Source organism: Streptomyces nojiriensis, assembly GCF_017639205.1.
GTDB lineage: Bacteria > Actinomycetota > Actinomycetes > Streptomycetales > Streptomycetaceae > Streptomyces > Streptomyces nojiriensis.
The window spans coordinates 1732845-1753301 of sequence record NZ_CP071139.1 but is presented as its reverse complement, the minus strand read 5'-3'; the positions used below and the strand labels follow the sequence as shown (position 1 = coordinate 1753301).

The window sequence follows — 20457 nt, the reverse complement described above, 5'->3', positions numbered from 1 at the left end:
CCGCCCGTGCCGAGTCCCACCGCCACGGAGATCTCGTTCCCCACGGCGGTTCTCATGGAACCGCGCGAGGGGGTGCTGCCCCTGGTGGACGGTCCCCTGCTGTCCCACACCTGGCTGGAGGTCATCGAGCTCCCGCCGCCGCTGTTCTTCGCGACGATCGGACTCACCGCGCGGATCACGGTCAAGGCATCCCTTTTCGCCCGGATCGGACCGATCGTCCTGCGGGACGCCCGGGTCAGCCTGGACCCCGCCACCTCGCGGCACTCCGGAACGGCACAGTTGTACGTTCCGGCTGCGGCGGGCCCGGAATTCCGGCTCACCGGATCACTGGTGTCGAGCACGCACATCGCGGGCCTGATCGAGGCCCTCTCGTTCGGCGGCGAGCTGAAGGGCGTCGTCCGGGCGCCGTTCACGGCCGCTGCCGTGCTGCCGGTCACGGTCACCTACGACCACGGTGAGTGGGGCCTCAGCGCGACCCCGCAGATCGAGGCGGCCGCCGCGCTCGTCGCCGATCTGGACGCGGCGGCGTACGCCAGACTGCTGGGGGCCGAGGTGTGGCGGCGGTCGTGGCACCTCTCCCACTGGCAGGCGGGCCAAGCGGTCCGCATGGGTGTCAAACTCTCGCTGGACACCAACAAAGGAAGCCCCCCGTCCTTGCGGGAGGAGCCCTTTGCCGAGCGCATCCCGGTCGAAGACCTCATCGCCGGCATGCGCTCTCCGGCACCGGGCGGCGGCATCGTGGTCACCCCGCCGGGGCCGAAGCCGGTGGCCGACCGGCTCAGGGAGCTCCTGGGCGGCCGGGGCACCGATCCCGCGCTCGTTCTCGCCGCACTGGCGGACGCCGCGCCGGAGGAGAGGAAGGCGCTCCTCGCCGACCCGGCGACCCTGGCCGCCGTACGCGCCGTACTCGGCGACGCCCTCTGGCCCGTGGCCGTGCGCATCCTGCGCGGCGACAGGTCTGAGACGGTGCCCGGTCTGGCCGAGGGGACGGTCTTCCTGGCCGCCCGTCACAGCAGGATCGGCCGCTACGCCGACGCGCTCGGCGTCCTGCTCAAGGAACTGCACGCGGCCGGCACGGTCGACCCCGCCCTCGCCGCCATCCGCTACGTCCGCGGTACGAAAGCCGGCTCCGACGCGTTGACGGCCTTCCCCGCACCGGTGGTCCAGCCGGGCAGCGCCCTGCTCGTGCCCGCGGGGAGCGCCACCGTGTCCGTCTTCGACCCGGCGTTCGTATCGGTGCCCTGGCTCTACAGCACCGTCATGCACGAGTACGTCCACGTGCTCCAGGTCCACACACCGATCGCCCGCCGGGAGTACGCGGACCCGGACCTGCGCGCCCGCCTGGAAGTCGAGGCGTACCTCTGGGAGATCGAGCACGCCCGCGGCACCGGCGTGCTGGCGAGCAAGGACCAGATGACCTCCCTGGGAAACCGGCTCACCAGCGAGTACGAATCGCTCGGCAAGAAGGGCCAGGCCGCCTACCGGCAGCGGTACGAGGCCGCCACGGCGCTGGTGAATTCCGCGAAGGCGGGTGTCCTCCCGGTCAACATCGCGGCCACGGTCGCGGAGGCACGCAACCGGGTACAGGCCTTGAGCAGGCGGCTCGGCGAGCTGATCCGTCAGCGGCCGGACGTGGGACGGCGGGTCCCGACCCCGGACGAACAGCGCGAGATGGCGCGCATCGACCGTGAAGTGGAGGCGATCAGGGCGCTGCGCGACGGGGCGCTGGTGGAGGTGGTCCTCACGGAGAACCCCAACGTGCAGATCGTGGACCGCGCCCGCGGGCTCTACAAGTACCCCGTGACCGGGCCGAAGGGCGATGTGGCCTGGGTGTTCGGCGCCATCATGCCGATGTGGAACCTCTCCGGGATCCCGCCGTCGTCGTTCCCCCTCCAGGAGGGCATCGCCACCCCTGCGGGACCCGGGGTGGATCCTCGTATCGGACTGGGTGGTACGGGTATCCAAGGCCGCGCCCAGCCGTTCCCGGGCGACCTCGATTTCGTCGAGGAGATCAGCGTCTCGGCGCCCTCCCAGCGCGCGGCGGAGGATTCCGCCGCCGACGCCGTGATCCGCTTCGTCGTGGCGAACGCCCACGCCCGCGACCGTGAGTTCCTCCGCCTCGTCGTCTTCGCCGGCGGAGGCCGCAAGGCGGCCCAGGCCGTGTGGAGCGAGCGCGAGATCCGGGCGGCCGCGACGGACCGGACCCTGCACGGGAGGCTCGCACGCTCGCTCGGGCAGTCCGGCGGAGGCAACGTCAACTCCTTCTGGCGGGCCTGGATCACGGACCGGGACGGGACGCGCCGCCTCGTCGACATGACGAAACTGCTCAACATCCACGCAGTGAACGCCGGCACGGGCGCCGACTTCTTCGCCACCCTCAGCTACTCCGAAATCCAGGTGGTCTTCTTCCAGGACCCGCACAGCGTGCCCGCCGCCAACCTCGCGGGGTACGCGTCGGCCATGCTGTCGGACGGCAAGAGGCTGCGCGGCGAGGGCGATTACCTGAAGGCGGCCAAGCGGATCTACAACTACTTCGTGGCCATCGGGGACATGGAGGCCATGTCCGCGGCCGTGCCCGTGTTCACCACCAAGCAGGCCGATGTGAACCGTCAACTGGTCGTGGTGGAAGCCGTGCACCGGGCACTGATGAGCGACGCGCCGGGCGGCGGCCGCGGGGAGAACAGCTACCGCACTCGTATCGTGCATGTCGACCAGGCGCGGGCACAGCTGAGGGCCGCGGCGCGGCGGATCGAGGAGGACCTGCCGGGTTCCCTGCCACCGCGCCTGTCCCCGCGGCAGATCGCCGCCGAGATCCGTGCCGTGGCCGACAGCCTGCGGGGTGGCAAGGACGGGCTGCTCCTCCCCGACGTGGGACTGGAGAGGCGGCTGGGAATCGCATTCGACTCGGCCAAGGACGTCATGAACGCCGGATTGCAGGAGACGGTGGAAGCCCTGTTCGCGAGGTACGTGCCCAAGTGATGAAATTCGGCATCAGAAGAGGATGGCGGGAGACCTTCGAACGGGCGAACACGCTCTGGTTCGTGGAGGGCCGCTCGGCGCGGGCGGTGGACCTCTACCGCAGCGCGGCCCGGCAGGCGCCCCGGGAACTCGTGGTCCGGTTCCAGCTGGCCCGGGCCCTGTGGGCCGTGGGCCGCGGCGGCGAGGCCGAAGCGGAACTGGATGTCGTCGAGGCCGGGCGGAACCGGCTGTCCGAGCTGGGGAGGTCGATGCTGGACGAATTCGTCGCGCAGCTCCGCAATCCGCGCGCTCCGCTCGCCGAACCTTCGGAGCCGCTGGACGCCGACCTGTTGCAAGAGGTCCGGCTGCCCGCCGAGGGATGGGGCGCCCTTGCCCGCGCCGCACGCTCCCGCCGGATGCCCGGGGTGGCCGCGTACGCCTCCTCGCGGGCCACCGGCAGTACGGGGGAGTCGACGCGGGACCTCGAAGCGGGACGGGAGGCCGCGATCCGGGAGCTCTCCTATCTGGCGGCCATGCTTCCCGACCGGAACCGGAACCAGAACCGGAACCGGGACCAGGGCCAAGGCCAAGGCCAGGGCCAAGGCGAAGGCCGGCCGGAGCCGGGCCCGCGGCGCACCACGTCCGGCGCACCGTCCGAGGACTCGCCGCAAGCACGGCCGCCGAGCCCTCCGCCCGAGCCCGGCACCCGTATGGCGTGCCCCCTCGTCGTGACTGCGGCCACGAGCAGCGTGCTGCCGGACCAGGACACGGTGCTGCGGATCACGGTGACCAACACCGGCTCGGAGCCCGTGCTGGTCAACGGCCGGATGCTGCTGAACACCCCCGACGCACCGCCCGGATTCGGGGAGCTCTGGCTGAGCGTGGACGGTCCGCCCGGCTACCACAACAGGAGCCGGTTCTTCGTACGGGCGAGCGACCCGCCTCCGCAGTCCTTCGTGGTGCTGGAGCCGGCCGGTTCGATCTCCGCCGACTACCCCCTGCTGACCTACGAAAGCCTGCATCTGCCCGGCCGCTACCGGCTCGGCGTCGTGTATCGCAACGCGACGAGCCTGCGCGCACGGGGCCTTGACGCATGCACGGGCTCGGTCGGCTCCGAGCGTGTGACCCTGATCCGGCCGTGAGCTCCCGCGCGAGCACGGGGCACCGGAAACGTTGCGGTGACGGTCGGCCCGGACCATGAGCGGCATGGCAGCATTTGACGCTCTGACATCAGCCGCCGGCGGCGCGGGCGGAAGAGCCCCGACAGCGGCGGAGGCCTGGCTCGGGACCGGGGTCCGGTTTCCGATCCGGCCGCAGGGGGCCGGTGGCGGGTACGCGGGCGGGCTGGGCTGGGCGAGCGGCGAGGCCCTGATCCGGCAGTCGATCGAGACGATCCTCGACACCGAGCCCGGGGAGCGCGTGATGCGGCCCACCTTCGGCTGCGGGCTGCGCCGCTACCTCATGGCGCCCAACACCACCGCCACCCGCACCGCGCTCAGCGAGGAGATCAGCGAGGCGCTCACCCGCTGGGAGCCGCGGATCAGGGTCACCGAGGTCGCCGTGACACCGGGGGAGGAGCCGACCATGGTATGGATCGACATCGCGTACGCACGGCTGGTCGACCTGCGGCCGGACAACCTCGTCTACCCCTTCTACCTGCGGTAGCGGCCGGGTGATGACGGTATGCCCCTGATCGGCCCCATCCTCGACGACCGCACCTTCGAACAGCTCAGGGACGAGCTGGTCAAGCGGATCCCGGTCTACGCCCCCGAGTGGACGGACCACAACGCGAGCGACCCGGGCATCGCCCTGCTCGAACTGTTCGCGCACCTGGGCGAGTCGCTGCTCTTCCGCTTCAACCAGATCCCCGACACCACCAAGGTGGCCTTTCTGCGGCTGCTGGGCGTGCGTCCGCGCCCGGCGACGACCGCCCGTACCCTGCTCGCCCTGGAGACCGAGCGCCCCGAAGGCGTCCAGGTACTGCGGGGCGCCGAGGCCCGGGCCGGCGCCGTCGTCTTCGAGACCGACAACGAGGTGGCCGCCTGGCCCCTGGAATCCCTCGCCGTCGGAAAGACCGCCGCTCCCGTACCGTCCACCGGCGACCCCGCGCGCGCCGCCGCGGAGAACCGGCGGCGGCAGAACGCCGTCGAGGCGCTCCCGGCCGCCGAGCTCGGCCGCGCCCGGGCCGGGGCGCCCGTCTCCTTCTACGTCACCACGGGCGTCCCCGCCGATCCGCTCACGGACGATCCGCCCCTCGACGTCGGCACGACCATCGACCGGTGCCTGTGGATCGCCCTCCTCGGCAAGAACAGCACCGACCCGCAACAGCTGCGCGATCAGACGCTGTTCGTCGGAGTGGTGCTCGACGAGGAACTGCGCCGCCCCTTCGACCTCGTGGCCAGGGATCCCCACGACCCCACCCGGCTGCGCGCGGACGACCTGGCGACCGCCCCGCCCGCCACCCTGTGGGAGCTGTGGAACGGACCCGGCGACGCCGCCGCGTTCACCCCTCTCGCCGTCCTCGGCGACACCACCCGCGGACTGACCACGACCGGTGTGGTCAGCGTCGGCCTGCCCGGCGACTTCCCCACCCACCCCCGAGGGCAGAGCGGCCCCGGCGGGCTGGACAGCCCGCCCCCGCTGGACGACGAGAAGCTCGCCGCCCGAGTCCTGGGCTGGCTGCGCGTACGCCGCCCCGCCGGCGAGAACGACGCCATCCACCGCATCCGCTGGGTCGGCGTCAACGCCGTCGGCGCGGTGCAGTCCCGCACCGCCACAGCCGAACTCCTCGGTATCGGCACGGCCGACGCCGGACAGGCCTTCCGCCTCACCCAGCGCCCCGTCATCGCGGGCAGCGTACGGCTCGAAGTGGAGGAGGCCGACGGCTGGCGCCCCTGGACCGAGGCCGAGGACTTCGCCTCCAGCGGCCCCTTCGACCGCCACTACGTCCTGGACGCCGAAGCCGGACTGGTGCGCTTCGGTACGCGCTGTCGGCTGCCCCAGATCGGCGAGCGCATCCGGGTCCTGTCGTACCGGTACGGCGGCGGCTCGGCCGGGAACGTAGCGGCCGGCGCGATCGGCTCACTGACCGGCGTCGCAGCCGCCAAGGTCAGGAATCCGCTCCCCGCGACCGGCGGCGCGGACGCCGCCTCCCTGGCCGACGCACTGGACACGCTGCCCGCCGAGGTGCACCGGCGCGACCGGGCCGTCACCGCCGACGACTTCCGGGCACTCACCCTCGAAGTCCCCGGTGTACGGCGCGCCGAGACCCTTCCCCTGCTGCATCCCGACACGCCCACCCAGCCCGCGGCCGGAGTCGTCAGCGTGCTCGTCTTCCCCACCGAGGACCTCCGTGACCCGGGCGCCCCACTGCCCGACCTCGCCCTGCTGCGCCAAGTGGCCGCGCACCTCAACCCGCGGCGCCTGGTCACCACCGAGCTGTACGTCATCCCGCCCACCTACGTGGACATCGCCGTGTCGGTGGGCGTCCGGACCCGGGAGGGCAACCAACCCGACGCGGTTCGCCGCTGGGTCGAGCTGATTCTGCGCCAGTACCTCGCGCCGCTGCCGCCGTACGGGCCCGAGGGCGGGGGCTGGCCGCTCGGCAAGGCGGTGCGCCGCGCCGAACTGGAGGCCGTCGCCGTGCAGGTGGAGGGACTGGAGTACATCGAGGACGAGTTGCTGCTGGCCCGGCGCAGCGACGGCGCCACCGGCGGCGCTTCCGGCGGCGGGGTGTGGACGCCGTTGCCCCTCGTACCGCTGCGGCCGTGGGAAGTGCCCCGGCTCGCCGAGATCACCGTCGTCACCGGTAGCCCGCTGCCCGTCGGGGCCGGATACGGGACGCCGACCCCACCTCCCGGCGACCCCGTCGTCGTACCGCTGCCTCCGGAGGTGTGCTGATGTACGGGGACCGCACCCTCAGCGTGCTGGCACATCCAGACCAGTGGGCCCGCTGCCGCCACGATTCCACCGCCCTGCTCGACGAGGGCGGGATCGGACTCGCCTGGGAACCGGAGCCCGATCCGGAACCGGGCCCGGGCGGGCCCGCCGGCCACGGGCCCGCAGGGCTCGCCTTCGACCGCTGGGGCCGCGCCTACCGCTCCCACCCGCGCGCCGGACGCGTCGAGGTCACCTCGGGCGCCGCACCGGCATCCACCCCCGGCGCCCCGCACCGGCCCGGCGCCCTGTGCGTACCGCGCGGCCTCGCCGTGGACAGCGCGCAGCGCCTCTACATCGCCGAATCCGGCGCCGGCGCCGTACACGTCGTGGACCTGTGGGGCGAGCGGCTGCTGCGCCGCGTCCCCGTCCGCGACACCACCCACCCGCACCGGCGGCCCCTCGACCTCACCGCCCACTGCGGCGGCGTGGCCGCCCTGCTCACCCGGCCCGCCGGAATCGTCGTCCTCCAAGGCCGCCGCAGCCCGCGGCGCGGGCCGGCGCTGCGCCGTCCGCCGGGTGCCGAAGGGCTGCGCCCCACCCGGATCGCGGGTCACGCCGGGCATCTCCACGTGCTCTGGACGGGACCACCGGGCACCGGGGCGGTCATCGCCCGTACCGACGGCACCCGAGCGCTGGTGGCGCCCGGCGCGGTGGACCTGGATCTGGCGGACGACGGCACCCTGGTCGTGGCCCGCGCCCCGGGGCACCCCTTCCGCCGGTTCAGGCCGGACGGGACCTCCTGGTCCGAGATCGAACCGCTGCGGGCACCCGGCTTCGACGGCGGCGCCATGACCATCGGGCCCGACGGGCGGATCGCGTTCACCACCCCCGCGGGGATCGGCCACACCGCCGGGCCGGCCGCCCGCTACACGCAGGCCGGCAGCGTCATCTGCTACCGGCTGGACGCGGAGGTGTACCGCACCCGCTGGGGACGCATGTTCCTCGACGCCTGCATCCCGCCCGGCACCGAGGTGCGCGTCAGCTGCCTGTCCAGCGACGAGGACACGGTCCCCGACCCGCTGCCCTGGTCGCCCCCCACCCAGGGCGGACGCGCCGTCCGGCATCCGGACCGCACCCCGCCGCTCCCCTCCCGTGCCCAGCTCGCCGCCCGGCTCCAGCCCTCCGCCCCGCTCTTCAGGCGCCCCACCGGTCGGGAATGGCCTTGGGCCCAGATCGCCCCCGACGACAGCTTCGAGACGTACGAGGCTCCCGTACAGGCGCCACCCGGCCGGTATCTGTGGATCGTGCTCCGCCTCACCGGCACCCGGCGGCTCACCCCCCGCGTCCGGGCCCTGCGCGTGGAACGCTCCGGACACCGGCTGCCCGCCCAACTACCCAGGTCCTGGAGCCGGGACGAGAGCGACGCGGCGTTCCTGCAGCGCTTCCTGGCCCCCGCCGAAGGCCTCCTGCACGAGCTGGACGGGCGCGCCGCCCTGCGCACCCTGCTCCTGGATCCGACGGCAACCCCGCAGGAGGCCCTCGGCTGGCTGGCGGGCCTGGTCGGGCTGGCCGTCGACCGGCGCTGGCCGGTGCCGGCCCGGCGAGCCCTGATCGCCCAGGCGTACGACCTGTTCCGCATCCGCGGCACCGTGGCCTGCCTGGAACGCATCCTCAGGCTCTATCTCCCGCTGCCGGTCAGCGTGGTGGAGAACTGGCGGCTGCGCGGGCTGGGCGGCGCGGTACTCGGCACGGAGCCGGGCGGGCCTCCCGCACCCGCAGTGGGCGGCGGGGCGGGCACGGCCGGGGCGCTCGGCCGCTTCACCGTCGGCGGCACCCGGCCCGGGGAGGACGGCTACACCGCGACCGCCCACCGGTTCACCGTGCTGATCCCAGCCGATCCGAGCACCGAGCAGCTCGACGTCGTCCGCGCCATCGTCGAGAGCCACAAGCCCGCGCACACCCTCGTGGGCATCTGCCCCCTGGGCGCGGGGATGAGGATCGGCCGCACCCTGCACCTCGGCCTCACCTCCGTGGTCGGCCCCGGTGCCGGATGGGCGCCCGCAGTGGTCGGCAGCGCCCGGGTGGGCACGGACGGCATCGTGGGCGTACCCGCCGCCGGAGCCCGCGTCGGCGAGACCTCCATCGCCGGGGCGGTGAGGGTCGGATGAGCGGCCCCGCCCTCGTCATCGACCGGCTCTCGGCCACCCTGCGCCACCCCGCCGAGGAAGCGCCGCCCGCCGAGGACCGGCTGCGCGGACCGCTCCGTCACGTGGTCGGAGGACGGCTCGAAGCGGCCCTGCGCGGACTTCGGCTGCCGCCCGGACGCTGGTGCCTGTCCCGCCTCGACCTGACCCTGCCCCTCGATCTCACCCGCCCCGACCTCGCGCTCGCGCAGGACTGGTCCCAAGCCGTGGCCGCCGCGATCGAACGGGCCGTACGGGAGGGGACCGGCGCCGTCGTGCACTACCGCCACGACGTGGAACTGCTCGCCGACGCGGTCACCGGCCTCGCGAACGGGCGGACCGAACGGCTGTGGGCCTGGCGGCAGACGGGGATCCTGCGCCCCGGTGACCCGTCGCCCGACGCGTCGCCCGGCGCGGCGATCCTCACGGCGCTCGGCCGGCACCCCGAGCAGGCCGCCGCGGCGCTGCTGCGCGCCGCCGACGCGTGCGGACTGGCCCCGCTGGACCGGGCACTGGGCCGGGCGGGCTGGCAGCGGCTGGCCGCAGCCCTCGCCGTGCCGCAGTGGTCCGAGCCGCGACCGGGACCGGCTCCCGAACCGGTGGTGCACCGGAGCACCCGCACCCTCGCCGCCGCCCTGCCGGCCGGATCGCGCCTCGCCTCCCTGGTCCGCGAGACCAGGCTGCGGCCGGCCGAGGACACCCTTGCCGCCTGGGCGGTCCTGCTCGTGGCGGAAACCGACCCCGCCGCCCTGTACCGGCCCCCGCGCCCCGGGCTGCCCCTGCTGCTCGCCGACGCTCTGCGAGCGCTGACGAGTGCCCCCGAGAGGCAGGACGGGACCGCGAGGCCCGTACCGCGACAGCTGCCGCTGCCGCCGCCGGTCCCTGCAGAAGGCGATACCCGGGCCCGGAAGCAGGACCGGGCCCGGCTCTCGGCCCCGCCCGCCGGGGCCGGCGCCGACCTGACGGACCGGCCTGCGCCGCCACTCCCGCCCGCGGCCCCCCGGGACGGGGCGCAGGCGCTCCCGAAGCCCCGCGCCGGCGAGGGTCGTACCGGGCCCGCCGAAGGGCCGCGCCGTGGGCACCCGGGCCGGGCGGCCGACGCCTCCGGCGCGCGTTCGACCGTACGGGCGGCCGCCGGGGGTCAGCCCCCGGAGCGGGCACCCGGCCCCGATCCGCTCGGCGGGACCGCCACCGGCTGGGCCGGTCTGCTGTTCCTCATCGCGACGGCCGCCGAGGCCGGACTCCCCGAACGGGCCCTGGACGAACCCGCCCTGGCCGCGAGGCCACTGCCCTGGGTGCTGCACGCGGCCGGACGAGCCCTCGTACCCGGCATCGCGGTCGACGACGCGGCGCTCCTCGCCCTGGCCGGCCTCGGCCCGGCCCGGGCAGCCCTCGTACTCGGGGCACCGGAACCGACACCGGAGGAACACGCCTGTGTCCACGCACTCGCCGCCGACTGGGCGCGGGCGACCGCGGTACGACTGCACGACGGCGGGCCGGACGATCCCGAGGGGGCCGTGGCCGCGGTCGCCCGCCGGTCCGGACGCATCACCGCGGAACCCGGCTGGATCGAGGCGCACCTGGCCGTCGCCGACACCGATCTCGCCGTCCGCCGCGCCGGGCTGGACCTCGACCCGGGCTGGGTGCCCTGGCTCGGCGCGGTCGTGAGGTACGTCTATGCCTGACCGCATCAGCCATGATCTGTCCGCGCGGGCCGCTGTCGTCGCCCTCCGCGTGGCCGAACTCCTGGAAACCACCTGCAGCGAGGAAGCCGGCGGCGAATCCTCGGCCTTCCTCCGTGACTGGGCCGATGGCGCGATGGGCCGCGCCGAACAGATCCGTGGCGCCGGGCCCTTGACCGGCACGCCCTTCGACCGGCTCGTGCACCGGCTGGGGATCGGCCCGCTGGAGGCCGAACTCGTCCTCCTCGCCGGACTGCCCGAGGAACACGAGGGCCTGGCCGGGACCTTCCGCACCATGCACCCGGGCGGCGAGCCGCACCCCAGCGTGGGCTTGGCCTCCCTCCTCGTCGACCGCGCCGCCCGCAGGGCCGCGCAGCACGCGGGGGTACACGGCCGCCCTGCGGACCGGGTGGCCCTGCGCCGACTGCTCCACGAGGGCGCGGTCGTACGCGGGGGAGTGCTCACCCTGGAGGGGGACGGCCCCTTCCACGAACGCTCCCTCATCCTCGCCGACCAGCTCTGGGAGGCCCTGCACGGCCATCGCGCCTGGCCGTCCTCACTCCAAGAGGTGGACCCCGGACCGCAGGTCGCCGGGCTCGACGGATGGCTCGGACTCCCCGAGGTGGTACGAGCCGTCGCCGCTCTCCGTTCGAGCGAACCCCGCGTCCTCCTGGTCACGGCACGGGACGAGACCGTCGCGCTGAGCCGGTGCGCGGCGCTCGCCGGTGCCGCCGGACTCGACCTCGTCGCGGCCCGTGCCCGGCCCGACGACCCCGAGGCCATGAGACTGCTGGGACTGCACGCCGCCGTCCGCGACGCCGTGCCGCTGCTGGTCGCCGTACCGCAGCCTGGCGGCTCCGGACCGCTCACCCCGGCCGTGACCAGGGTGCGGGGCCCGCTGCTGGTGTGCGCCGCTCCCGGTGCCGTACGCCCCGGGCCGCAGCGGCCCGTACTGGCCGTGCCCCTGGGGCCGATCGAGTCCGCGGACCGCCGTGCGGCCTGGCGTGCGGCGCTCCCCGACGCCTGGGAGCACGCACCCGAACTGGCCGCCCGCCATCCGCTCGACCCGGCACTCACCGCGCAGGTGGCCCTCGACATGCGGGGCCGCGCCGGACTCGCCCCCGACGCCGGGGGCGAGGACACGACGCAGGTCGTGGACGTCTCCGCCGCCATCCGGGCCCGCGCGGGCACGCTGCTGCCCCCGGGGGTGGAACTGGTCAGTCCATGCGCCGAGTGGCCCCGGCTCGTCCTGGCCGAGGAGGCGGACGGACAACTGCGTGATGCCGTCGCGAGGCTGAAACACCAGGCCCTCGTGCTGGACCGCTGGCAGCTGAGGGAGGCGGCCCGCGCCAACCGCGGCGTACGCCTCCTGCTCACGGGGCCGCCCGGTACCGGGAAGTCGCTGGCCGCCGAGGTGCTGGCGACCGCGGCAGAGCGGGACCTGCTGATCGTCGACGCTTCCGAACTGGTCTCCAAGTACATCGGAGAGACGGAGAAGAACCTGGCGGCGTGCTTCGAAGTGGCCGAGCGCACCCAGGCGGTGTTCCTGCTCGACGAGGCCGACGCGCTGTTCGGCACCAGAACCGAGATCTCCGAGGCCAACGACCGCTTCGCGAACATGGAGACCGCCTATCTCCTGCAGCGGCTGGACCGGTTCGACGGGCTGGCCGTACTCACGACCAACCTCCGCCAGAACATCGACGAGGCCTTCATCCGCCGGATGGACTTCGTGGTCGAGTTCCCGCTCCCCGACGACATCGGACGCCACCGGATGTGGCAACTCCACCTCCCGGCAGCCCTGTTGCACTCGGACGTCGACCTCGAAGCGCTGGCACAGTGCTATCCGGTGCCCGGTGGATGGATCCGCAACGCCGCGATCGGGGCCGCCTTCCGCGCGGCCGACGACGGGGCGACGGTCCGCCAGGTCCGCCAGAACCATCTCGTCGACGCGATGCGGCGCGAGTACGGGAAGGCGGGCCGGCCGTTCCCCGGCAGCCCGCCCGGGCAGAGCGCGACGGGCGACCGGCGGGCCGCGCGGGCGCTCGCCGTGGCGCAGATCAGCGCGCCCGCTCCAGACATGGCGACCGACAGGCCCACTCAGAAGGAGAGATCATGACGGCGCTCGGCACCGGCAGCACCCCGTGCGGCTGCGGCGGCGCGTCCGCCCCGGACCTGCCCGACACCTCACACGGCCCGGGACCCTGCGCCCCCGGGCCGTGCGCCGGCGGCGAGTTGCCGGTCAACCCGTTCCTCGCGCTGCGCGTGGCCTTCGGGATGCTCCTCGGCGAGGACGACTTCCGCGTACTGATGGGCAACCCGCGCGGCAAGCTCATGCTGCACAACGCGTGGCTGCACGGCCCGGGTGTGGTGTGGGGGCTCGGTGTCCGGCGGGACGGAGACGAACTGACGGTGGTGCCCGGCCTCGCCGTGGACGGACTCGGCCGGGAGCTCAGTCTGGAATCGTCGTGGTGCGTGTCCCTGACGGAATGGGCGGCCTCCTGGCTCGAACGGCACCCTTCGGAGGGCGAGGAGGAGGAAGCGGGACAGGACGGCGACCACGGGCCCTGCCCGCCCGGGCACCGGACGGTGACGGCCTGGGTCTACGCCGAATTCGCCTCCTGCCCCGACCGGCCGGTGCCCGCACTGGCCGACCCCTGCGACGTCACCCGCCGGCACGATGACTTCTCCCGGATCGTCGAAACGGCGCGGATCACGATCCGGGCCTCCGAGCCCGGCCACTGGCGTCCCTACCACCGGGTACGGGTGCTGTTGGGCCTCGACGAGGCCGCACCCTCGGACCCCGCCGGCCAGGAGGCGCTGCGCGCGGCGCACGAAGTGGCTCACGCCCCGGCGCACCTGCGGGCACGTGAACTGCTCAAGGCCTTCCGGCGGCTGGCCGCGGAGGACGCCACCGAGCAGGCCCCGGAGCATGCAGAAGGTGATGTGTGCCCGCCCTGGGCGCCGGTGACGGAGGATCATGCCGCGGTCGTGCTGGCGCGGTTGACCGTCGAACTCGCGGAGTACGACGAGTGCGTGCGGATCGGCGAGGTGAAGGTGGAGCCGGCCGTCCGCGACGTGATCCTGCCGACCACCACCATCCAGGAGATGGTGTGCGGGCTCGCGCCCGGAGTGCTCGGCTCCGAGACCGTGGAGGACGCGGGCGGCCCGCGCCTGATCCCCGGGACGCTGAAATGGGGACGTGAGAACACCCGCCTGACATTCGACGTCACCGTGCCCCTCGCCGAGGGCTCCGCGGAGCCCGAGGGCGTGGAGATCACTTCGCTGTCCCGGCACGGGCGGGGCTGGGCGACCGACGAGGTCGCCGCGATCGGGCTGTCCCCGGACCGGCGCCAGGTGTGGGTGGACCTGGACCAGCGGCCCGCGTACGAGACGGTACGGATCCGTATCCGCGGCACCGGCCCCAAGCCGCTCTACGGAGCGGCCCCCCACCACGTGCCGTTCGCAGGCGTCGTCGGCGGTCCGCCCGGCACGCGCCACGAAGGCCACGACGCCGTCGTCACCACTGACATGCCGCGCGAAACGGCCGCTGGGAGGACCGAGGAATGACGATGACCGAAGGAACCGCCGAGGCCGCGGGCCACGGCGCGGGACCGGTGACGCCGCCTGCGCCGCCCCCCTCCGGTCCTGCGCCGGGACCGCCCGGGCCGGGCTCCGACGGAACACCCGCGACTGCGGGCGGCGGCATCGACCGGCTCAACGCCTTCGACGGGCTGTTCCTGCGCGCCGAACATCTGAACCGGATCCAGGACTACGCGCGCGAACTCGCCCTGGCCGTCGCGGCGGCGGGCGGCCCCGGGGTGGTCGAGGGCTACGAGGTCACCCTGAAGGACGGCGTCCTGCGAGTCGGCGCCGGCCTCGCCATCACGACGGACGGCCGTCCGCTGCGTTCGGAGCGGCTGGTGACGCTGCCCCTGTCCGGTCTCCGACACGACGCCGACTCCTTCTGGTGGGTCGAAGCGGTACCCGAATCCTGGCAGTACGGCCAGGCGCCCGTGCAGGGGTCCTACTGCGACGATCCCTGCTCGGGCGCGGGCACCACCCGGCGCCCCTACACCGCGGAAGGCGTGCGGATCAGGCTCACGGAAGCCACCGAGCGGGGCATCGGCAAGCGCGACCCGGAGTCCCGCCGCAACTGGATCGCGTCCCGCCTCTTCGCGGCCGAGCGCACCGAGCACTCCCCATGGCCGTACGGAACCGGCAGCGCCGATCTGCCCTCGTCCTGGGCTCCGCCCGGGATCTCGGGGAAGCCGCAGGCCGTGCGGCTCGCCGTGCTCATCCCGCAGCCCTACGGGATCGACACCTGGGAGGTGGACGTCTGGGCCGCCCGCCGGGACCGTGGCGAGGCTCCGCCGTACCGGCAGTGGCAGTCCCGCCTCGGCATGCGCCCCTGGGACGTCTTCGTCGCCCAGATCCTCCAGTTCCAGGCCCAGTTGGCGGAACTGGTGGGGGCGCCCGAGCGGCCGGAACCGGATCTGGCACCGCTGCTGGAGCAGTTGGTCCGGCTCGGCGGCTCGAAGTACCTGCACCGCCGCACGAAGGACGAGATCAGCCGCGAACTGTTCCAGCTCGCCCAGGACATCGACACCGGCGAGCTGGTCAAGCCCGCTGCCTCCCGGACGATTCCGTATCCCCTGGACCGCATGGGTATCGCGGAGCTGCCGCCCGCCGGCTACCTGCCCCTCACGACCGGCGGACCGGACCGCGGTCAGATCGAACAGGTACGGATCTGGCTGGAGGCGTGCCGGGACCTGCGATTTTGCGCGGTGGGGCTTGCCGATGTCGCACAAGCGGTCCAGGAGGCCCAGCACCGTGACCGCATCCGGCTGGACGGGAGCGCGGCGGTGGACGTGCTGGTCCCCGTCGACGGGCGGGGGGAACCCGCCACCAACTGGGTCGCGTTCGTCCGGCGGGAACAACGGCGTTGTCGTGAACCACAGGAAGAAGACTCATGGTTTGACGCACGTCACTCTCAGGAGGGAGAGGCCGGGGCGGGCGCGGAGGACGGAGAGCTCCGGACGGAGCCGGAATCCGGGCCCTAGGCAGATCCCGGAGGCCTGACCCCTCGGTTGCCGTCGGTCGCTCTCGGTGATGACCGGGTGACGTTGTGCGCATAGCATCGGCCCCCCGGGCTTCTAGCGGGAGGACCGCCTGTGCATCCGAATCCGCAGTTCTTCGAGTCGCCGGTCCGGATTCCCGGGCAGGGGGACGCGCCGACCCTCCACCTCCTCGGCGGGCCGCGTGTCGTTCACCGGGGGAGGGGGCTAGATGTACCGGAGGGCAGCAAACGGTTGCTCGCCTTCGTCGCACTCAACGGCGGGCGCGTCGAACGCCGCCAGGCGGCGGGCACGCTGTGGCCGTCCGGCGACGATCTGCGGGCGGCCGGCAACCTGCGGTCGGCGCTGTGGCGGCTCAAGGCGGCCGGAATCGACCTGCTCGACTCCGACAAGTGCTCGCTCTCGGTGCGCGAGCACACGGTGGTCGATCTGTACGTGTTGTACGGCTGGGCGGGGCGGCTGATCAGCGGTACCGCCGGGAGCGAGGACCTGTGCGCCCTGAAGTGGCGGACCGACGCGCTGGACCTGCTGCCCGGCTGGTACGACGACTGGGTGCTGCTGGAGCGCGAACGCGTCCGGCAGCGGCTGCTGCATGCCCTGGAGGCGCTGAGTCGCCAGCTGTCCCGTGTGGGCCGCCATGCCGAGGCCGTCGAATCCGCCCTGGTGGCGGTCGGTGCCGAACCGCTGCGGGAGAGCGCCCAACGTGCCCTGATCGAAGCCCACTTGGCGGAGGGGAACCTGGTGGAGGCCTTGCGCAGCTACGACGCCTACCGCGGCTTGACCCGGCGCGAACTCGGGGTGGGACCGAGCCACGAGCTGAGGGCATTGATGAAGCGGTTCAGCGAGTCCGACCGCCGCCCCGCACGAGAACGGGTGGTCGGAGGGGTCTGAGGCTCGGCGGCCGCGCAGACGGGTCGGCCGACCCCTCACGTGTTACTCGGCAGTAAGGGATGATGGCGGACGACCATCCACACGACCGGGTGATGAGGTAGCGGTGACGGCTTTCGAGGAACCGGCCACGGTGCACGCTTTCCGGGACGACGCACTGGGGGAGCATGACGCCGTCGGTCTGGCCGCGGCGATCCGGCGGGGCGAGGTCGGCGCCGCCGAGGTCGCCCGGGACGCGGCGGAACGGGTGCGGGCGGTCGAGGCGCGGCTCAACGCGGTCCAGGTGCACGGCGAGGTCCCCGCGCACCCCACCCCCCGGATGGGCGGTGCCTTCGCAGGGGTGCCGACTTTCGTCAAGGACAACACCGACTACCTGGGACTGCCCACCGGCCACGGCAGCGCGGCCTTCACTCCGAGGGCCGCACGCCGGCACGCGCCGTTCGCGCGGCAGTTCCTGAGCAGCGGCGTCACGGTGCTGGGCAAGACACGGCTGCCCGAGTTCGGGTTCAGCCCGACCACGGAGTACGAGGATGCCGAGCCCGTGCGCAACCCGTGGCACACGGGCCACTCGGCCGGCGGTTCGTCGGGCGGCAGCGCGGCGCTCGTCGCCGCCGGGGCGGTGCCGATCGCGCACGCCAACGACGGCGGTGGCTCGATCCGGATTCCCGCCGCCTGCTGCGGACTCGTCGGTCTCAAGCCCACCCGGGGCAGGGTCGTGGCGAACGCCCAGAGCCGTCAACTGCCGCTTGACCTCGTCTCCGACGGAATCGTGAGCCGTTCCGTGCGGGACACCGCCGCGTTCCTCGCCGCCGCCGAGACGTACTGGCGCAACCCGAAGCTGCCGCCCCTGGGCCTGGTCGAAGGACCCTCGGGGCGGCGGTTGCGCATCGGGTTCCTGCTGGATTCGCCGAACGGCGTCCACTCCGACCCCGCCACCCGGGCGGCCGTCACGGAGACAGTGGCCACGCTGGAGCGGCTGGGCCACACGGTGGAGCCCGTGGCGCCGGCCATCGACGCCGGCTTCACCGACGACTTCCTCACGTACTGGGGGATGCTGTCGTTCCTCCTCGGCGTCACGGGCCGGACCCTCGGCGCGGACTTCGACCGGCGCCGCACCGACGGCCTCAGCCGCGGGCTGCGCGAGACGTACCTGAAGAACTGGCAGCGCACTCCGGGCGTGCTGCGGAGGCTGCAGCGTACGAAGGAGGCGTACGCGGCGGCGTTCCGCGGGCTCGACCTCGTGCTCTCGCCCGTGCTCGCGCGCACCACGCCGCCGATCGGGCACCTCAGCCCGGCCGTTCCCTACCCGACGCTGATCGAACGGATCCTCACGTACGTGGCGTTCACACCGGTCGACAACGTCGTGGGCACACCGTCGATCTCGGTGCCCGCCGCGAGCGCGACGGACGAGGGGTTGCCCATCGGCGTCATTGTCTCCGGCCGCCCCGGCAGTGAACGGAAACTGCTGGAGGTCGCGTTCGCGCTGGAGGCGGACCGCCCCTTCCGGCGTATCAAGGACCTGTGACGACGACCGCTCGCCGCGCCCCCAACCCGTGACCGCAGTCCCGGCCCGACCGAACGGGCCGGGACTGTGCGGACACCCCACCGCCGCGTCAGAGAATGCGCCAGGCGACGGCGTAGGGCTGGGCGAACCGGGCGATCCGGTGAGCGCTGACGACGACCTCGGCCTCCCCGGCGGGGACGTCTCGCCAGTGGACCTGCTCGACGTTGTTGACGCGGTCGAAACCGGCACCCGTGCCCATGTTGCCGTGGCGTTCCAGACCGCCCGCGCGGACGATCAGATCGAGGTCGTTCTGCAGGGCCGCCCCCGGGGGGTCCGTCCAGACGAGGGTCACCTTCAGCGTGCGGGCCGCTCCCTCCGGAACGGTGATCAGGAAGGCGCGCTCCTCCCCCTGCTCCAGTTCCTTGGCGTCCGTGAAGCCCGCCCGGCCGGCGTCGGTCGGCAGGACGACGGCACGCTGGAGGTTGACGCGGCCGAAGCCGGAGCTGTTGTTCGGCGAGGGGCCCGCCTCGCTGGGGACGTACTGGCCGGCCAGTTCGTCGGCGCCGTTGATCAGCATCGCCTTGATGAGCGCGGCGCTGGGCTTCGGAGTGCCGTTCTTCACGAGCGTCTCGCGCAGCACCGCCACGCAGCCGGCCACCAGCGGGGTGGCCATGCTGGTACCGCTGTCGAACATGAACGCGGGGTCCGCGGAGACACCGAAGTCCTCGACCGCGTCCGCCAGCCGCGAGCGGGTGGACAGGATCGCCGTACCGGGGGCGACGACATCGGGCTTGAAGCGTCCCTCCTGGGACGGGCCGCGACTGCTGAAGGCCGCCATCCCGGCGGGGTTGTCCGCCATCTTGTCATCGCGGATCGGCGGGGCCGGCCACCGGAAGATTCCGCCCGTCAACTGACCGTACGTCTTGGAGATACCGGGCCGGTCGCCCTCGCTGGCTCCCACGGTGATGACGTTCTTGGCCGCGGTCTCCCCGCTGACGGCCCTCATGTTGATGCGTCCGTCCCCGTCCCGGTCCGTACCGTCGTTGCCCGCGGCGAAGAGGATGACGAAGTCCTTGTTGTCCCAGACCATCTGATCGGCTTCTTTCGCGGCCTGGTTGTAGGGCAGCCCGGGGTCGACCGGGCCCCACGAATTGGTGTGGATCCGGGCCCCGTCCTCCAGGAAGGGCGGTTCGAACAGGTCGCGGAGGTGGCGCGGGATGCCGCCGAGGCGGCCGTCCTCGTCCAGCACGGACTGCAGGACCAGTCGCGCCTCGGGAGCCGTGCCGGTGACGGGCTCGTCCATCAACACCGACGTCCCGTCGCCGAGGACCGAGCCCGCCACATGGGTGCCGTGCCCGTCGGGGTCGTCCGTCCGCGGGGGGCTGGTACGGCCGAGGGCGACCAGCCGCTTGACCCGGCCGGTGAAGGCGGGGTGCACATTGGTGGTCGAGCCCCTGTCGAGGCCGGTGTCGGCGACGCACACGATCTGGCCCTCGCCCCGGAACTTCGTGCCGTTCAGGGACACGTGGGCGTTCATCACCTTGCCCGCCTGGGTGTTGTACAGGACGCGCTCGGGGACCTCCTCGATCTCCTTCACCTCGTCGAGCGAGGCCAGGGCGGGCAGGTCGCCCTCACGGATGGTGAGGCGGACCTTGTCGCGGTCGGGCTGTACGTCGCCGGGGCTGACTCCGGCCGCCGCCGCGATCCGGTCCCGCATTCCGTCCCCGCTCACGTCGACGTCCTCGTGCAGGACGACGTCGACGGTGCGGGGTCGGGGACCCGCACCGTTCAGGGACCCGGCCAGTTCGGCGACGCCCGTGCGCAGCCGGGTCGACCGGAGCGACTGGCCGATCTTGAAGCCGTTGAGATACACGTCCGCCCAGGCCACGAAGGGCAGTGCGCGTACGGCGTCCAGATCGCTCGGCCGGTAGCCGCACAGATAGGTGTCGTCCGGAACGTACTCGTGGATCACCACCCCGAGGGCCGAGAGTTGTTCCTTCTCCTCGGCCGTGGGCGGGTGCGTGGTCTGCACGAGCAGATAGTTGGACGCGGAGGCGTCCTCGGACAACAGCGATGCGGTGGCCATTTCCTCGGACTGGACCAGCGGGTCCACTGTCACGCCGTTGATGGTGATACGGGCCATGCCGAACTCCCGGAGAGTGTGGTGAGTGATGCTGAAGGGGGCGCACCGGGCAGCCGTGGCACGCCCCGGCACTGCCCGCGCCGACACCCACATGGCCGAAGCCCGTCTCGATCGGTGGCACGCCGGGCTGCGCGGTTCTTCCGCT

General features: G+C 73.4%; 12 protein-coding genes. 11 read left to right on the top strand and 1 reads right to left on the bottom strand.

Annotation, left to right across the window (positions count from 1 at the left end; all coding sequences use genetic code 11):
* Positions 1–54: 54 nt before the first annotated feature.
* From JYK04_RS08280 to JYK04_RS08230, 11 genes are all read left to right on the top strand, one after another.
* Complete coding sequence (locus JYK04_RS08280; RefSeq protein WP_189734445.1) at positions 55–2979, top strand: hypothetical protein; 2925 nt, start codon at positions 55–57, stop codon at positions 2977–2979.
* Complete coding sequence (locus JYK04_RS08275; RefSeq protein ID WP_189734443.1) at positions 2979–4100, top strand: tetratricopeptide repeat protein; 1122 nt, start codon at positions 2979–2981, stop codon at positions 4098–4100. The genes JYK04_RS08280 and JYK04_RS08275 overlap by 1 nt, the downstream gene beginning before the upstream one ends.
* A gap of 64 nt (positions 4101–4164) precedes the next feature.
* Positions 4165–4623, top strand: a complete 459-nt coding sequence (locus JYK04_RS08270) for a GPW/gp25 family protein (RefSeq protein ID WP_202186047.1) — start codon at positions 4165–4167, stop codon at positions 4621–4623.
* Positions 4624–4641: 18 nt separating this feature from the next.
* Complete coding sequence (locus JYK04_RS08265; RefSeq protein WP_189734441.1) at positions 4642–6858, top strand: putative baseplate assembly protein; 2217 nt, start codon at positions 4642–4644, stop codon at positions 6856–6858.
* Positions 6858–9005 carry a phage tail protein gene (locus tag JYK04_RS08260; protein ID WP_189734439.1) on the top strand — a complete coding sequence of 716 codons (2148 nt, stop codon included), beginning with the start codon at positions 6858–6860 and terminating at the stop codon, positions 9003–9005. The genes JYK04_RS08265 and JYK04_RS08260 overlap by 1 nt, the downstream gene beginning before the upstream one ends.
* On the top strand, positions 9002–10705 hold the full coding sequence (locus JYK04_RS08255) for a hypothetical protein (RefSeq protein WP_189734437.1): 1704 nt from the start codon (positions 9002–9004) through the stop codon (positions 10703–10705). Before JYK04_RS08260 ends, JYK04_RS08255 begins: the two co-directional genes overlap by 4 nt.
* Complete coding sequence (locus JYK04_RS08250; RefSeq protein WP_189734420.1) at positions 10698–12818, top strand: ATP-binding protein; 2121 nt, start codon at positions 10698–10700, stop codon at positions 12816–12818. Before JYK04_RS08255 ends, JYK04_RS08250 begins: the two co-directional genes overlap by 8 nt.
* Positions 12815–14269, top strand: coding sequence for a hypothetical protein (locus JYK04_RS08245; protein ID WP_189734418.1), 1455 nt, complete (start codon positions 12815–12817; stop codon positions 14267–14269). The genes JYK04_RS08250 and JYK04_RS08245 overlap by 4 nt, the downstream gene beginning before the upstream one ends.
* Before the next feature lie 2 nt (positions 14270–14271).
* The gene (locus JYK04_RS08240) at positions 14272–15762 is read left to right on the top strand and encodes a hypothetical protein (protein ID WP_189734416.1); all 1491 of its coding nucleotides are present in this window, start codon (positions 14272–14274) and stop codon (positions 15760–15762) included.
* A gap of 249 nt (positions 15763–16011) precedes the next feature.
* Positions 16012–16668, top strand: coding sequence for an AfsR/SARP family transcriptional regulator (locus tag JYK04_RS08235; protein ID WP_189734414.1), 657 nt, complete (start codon positions 16012–16014; stop codon positions 16666–16668).
* A gap of 103 nt (positions 16669–16771) precedes the next feature.
* On the top strand, positions 16772–18190 hold the full coding sequence (locus JYK04_RS08230; RefSeq protein ID WP_189734412.1) for an amidase: 1419 nt from the start codon (positions 16772–16774) through the stop codon (positions 18188–18190).
* 88 nt (positions 18191–18278) lie between these two features.
* On the opposite strand, the gene JYK04_RS08225 is transcribed toward JYK04_RS08230, so the two are convergent.
* The gene (locus JYK04_RS08225) at positions 18279–20312 is read right to left on the bottom strand and encodes a S8 family serine peptidase (RefSeq protein WP_189734410.1); all 2034 of its coding nucleotides are present in this window, start codon (positions 20310–20312) and stop codon (positions 18279–18281) included.
* Positions 20313–20457 lie beyond the last annotated feature (145 nt).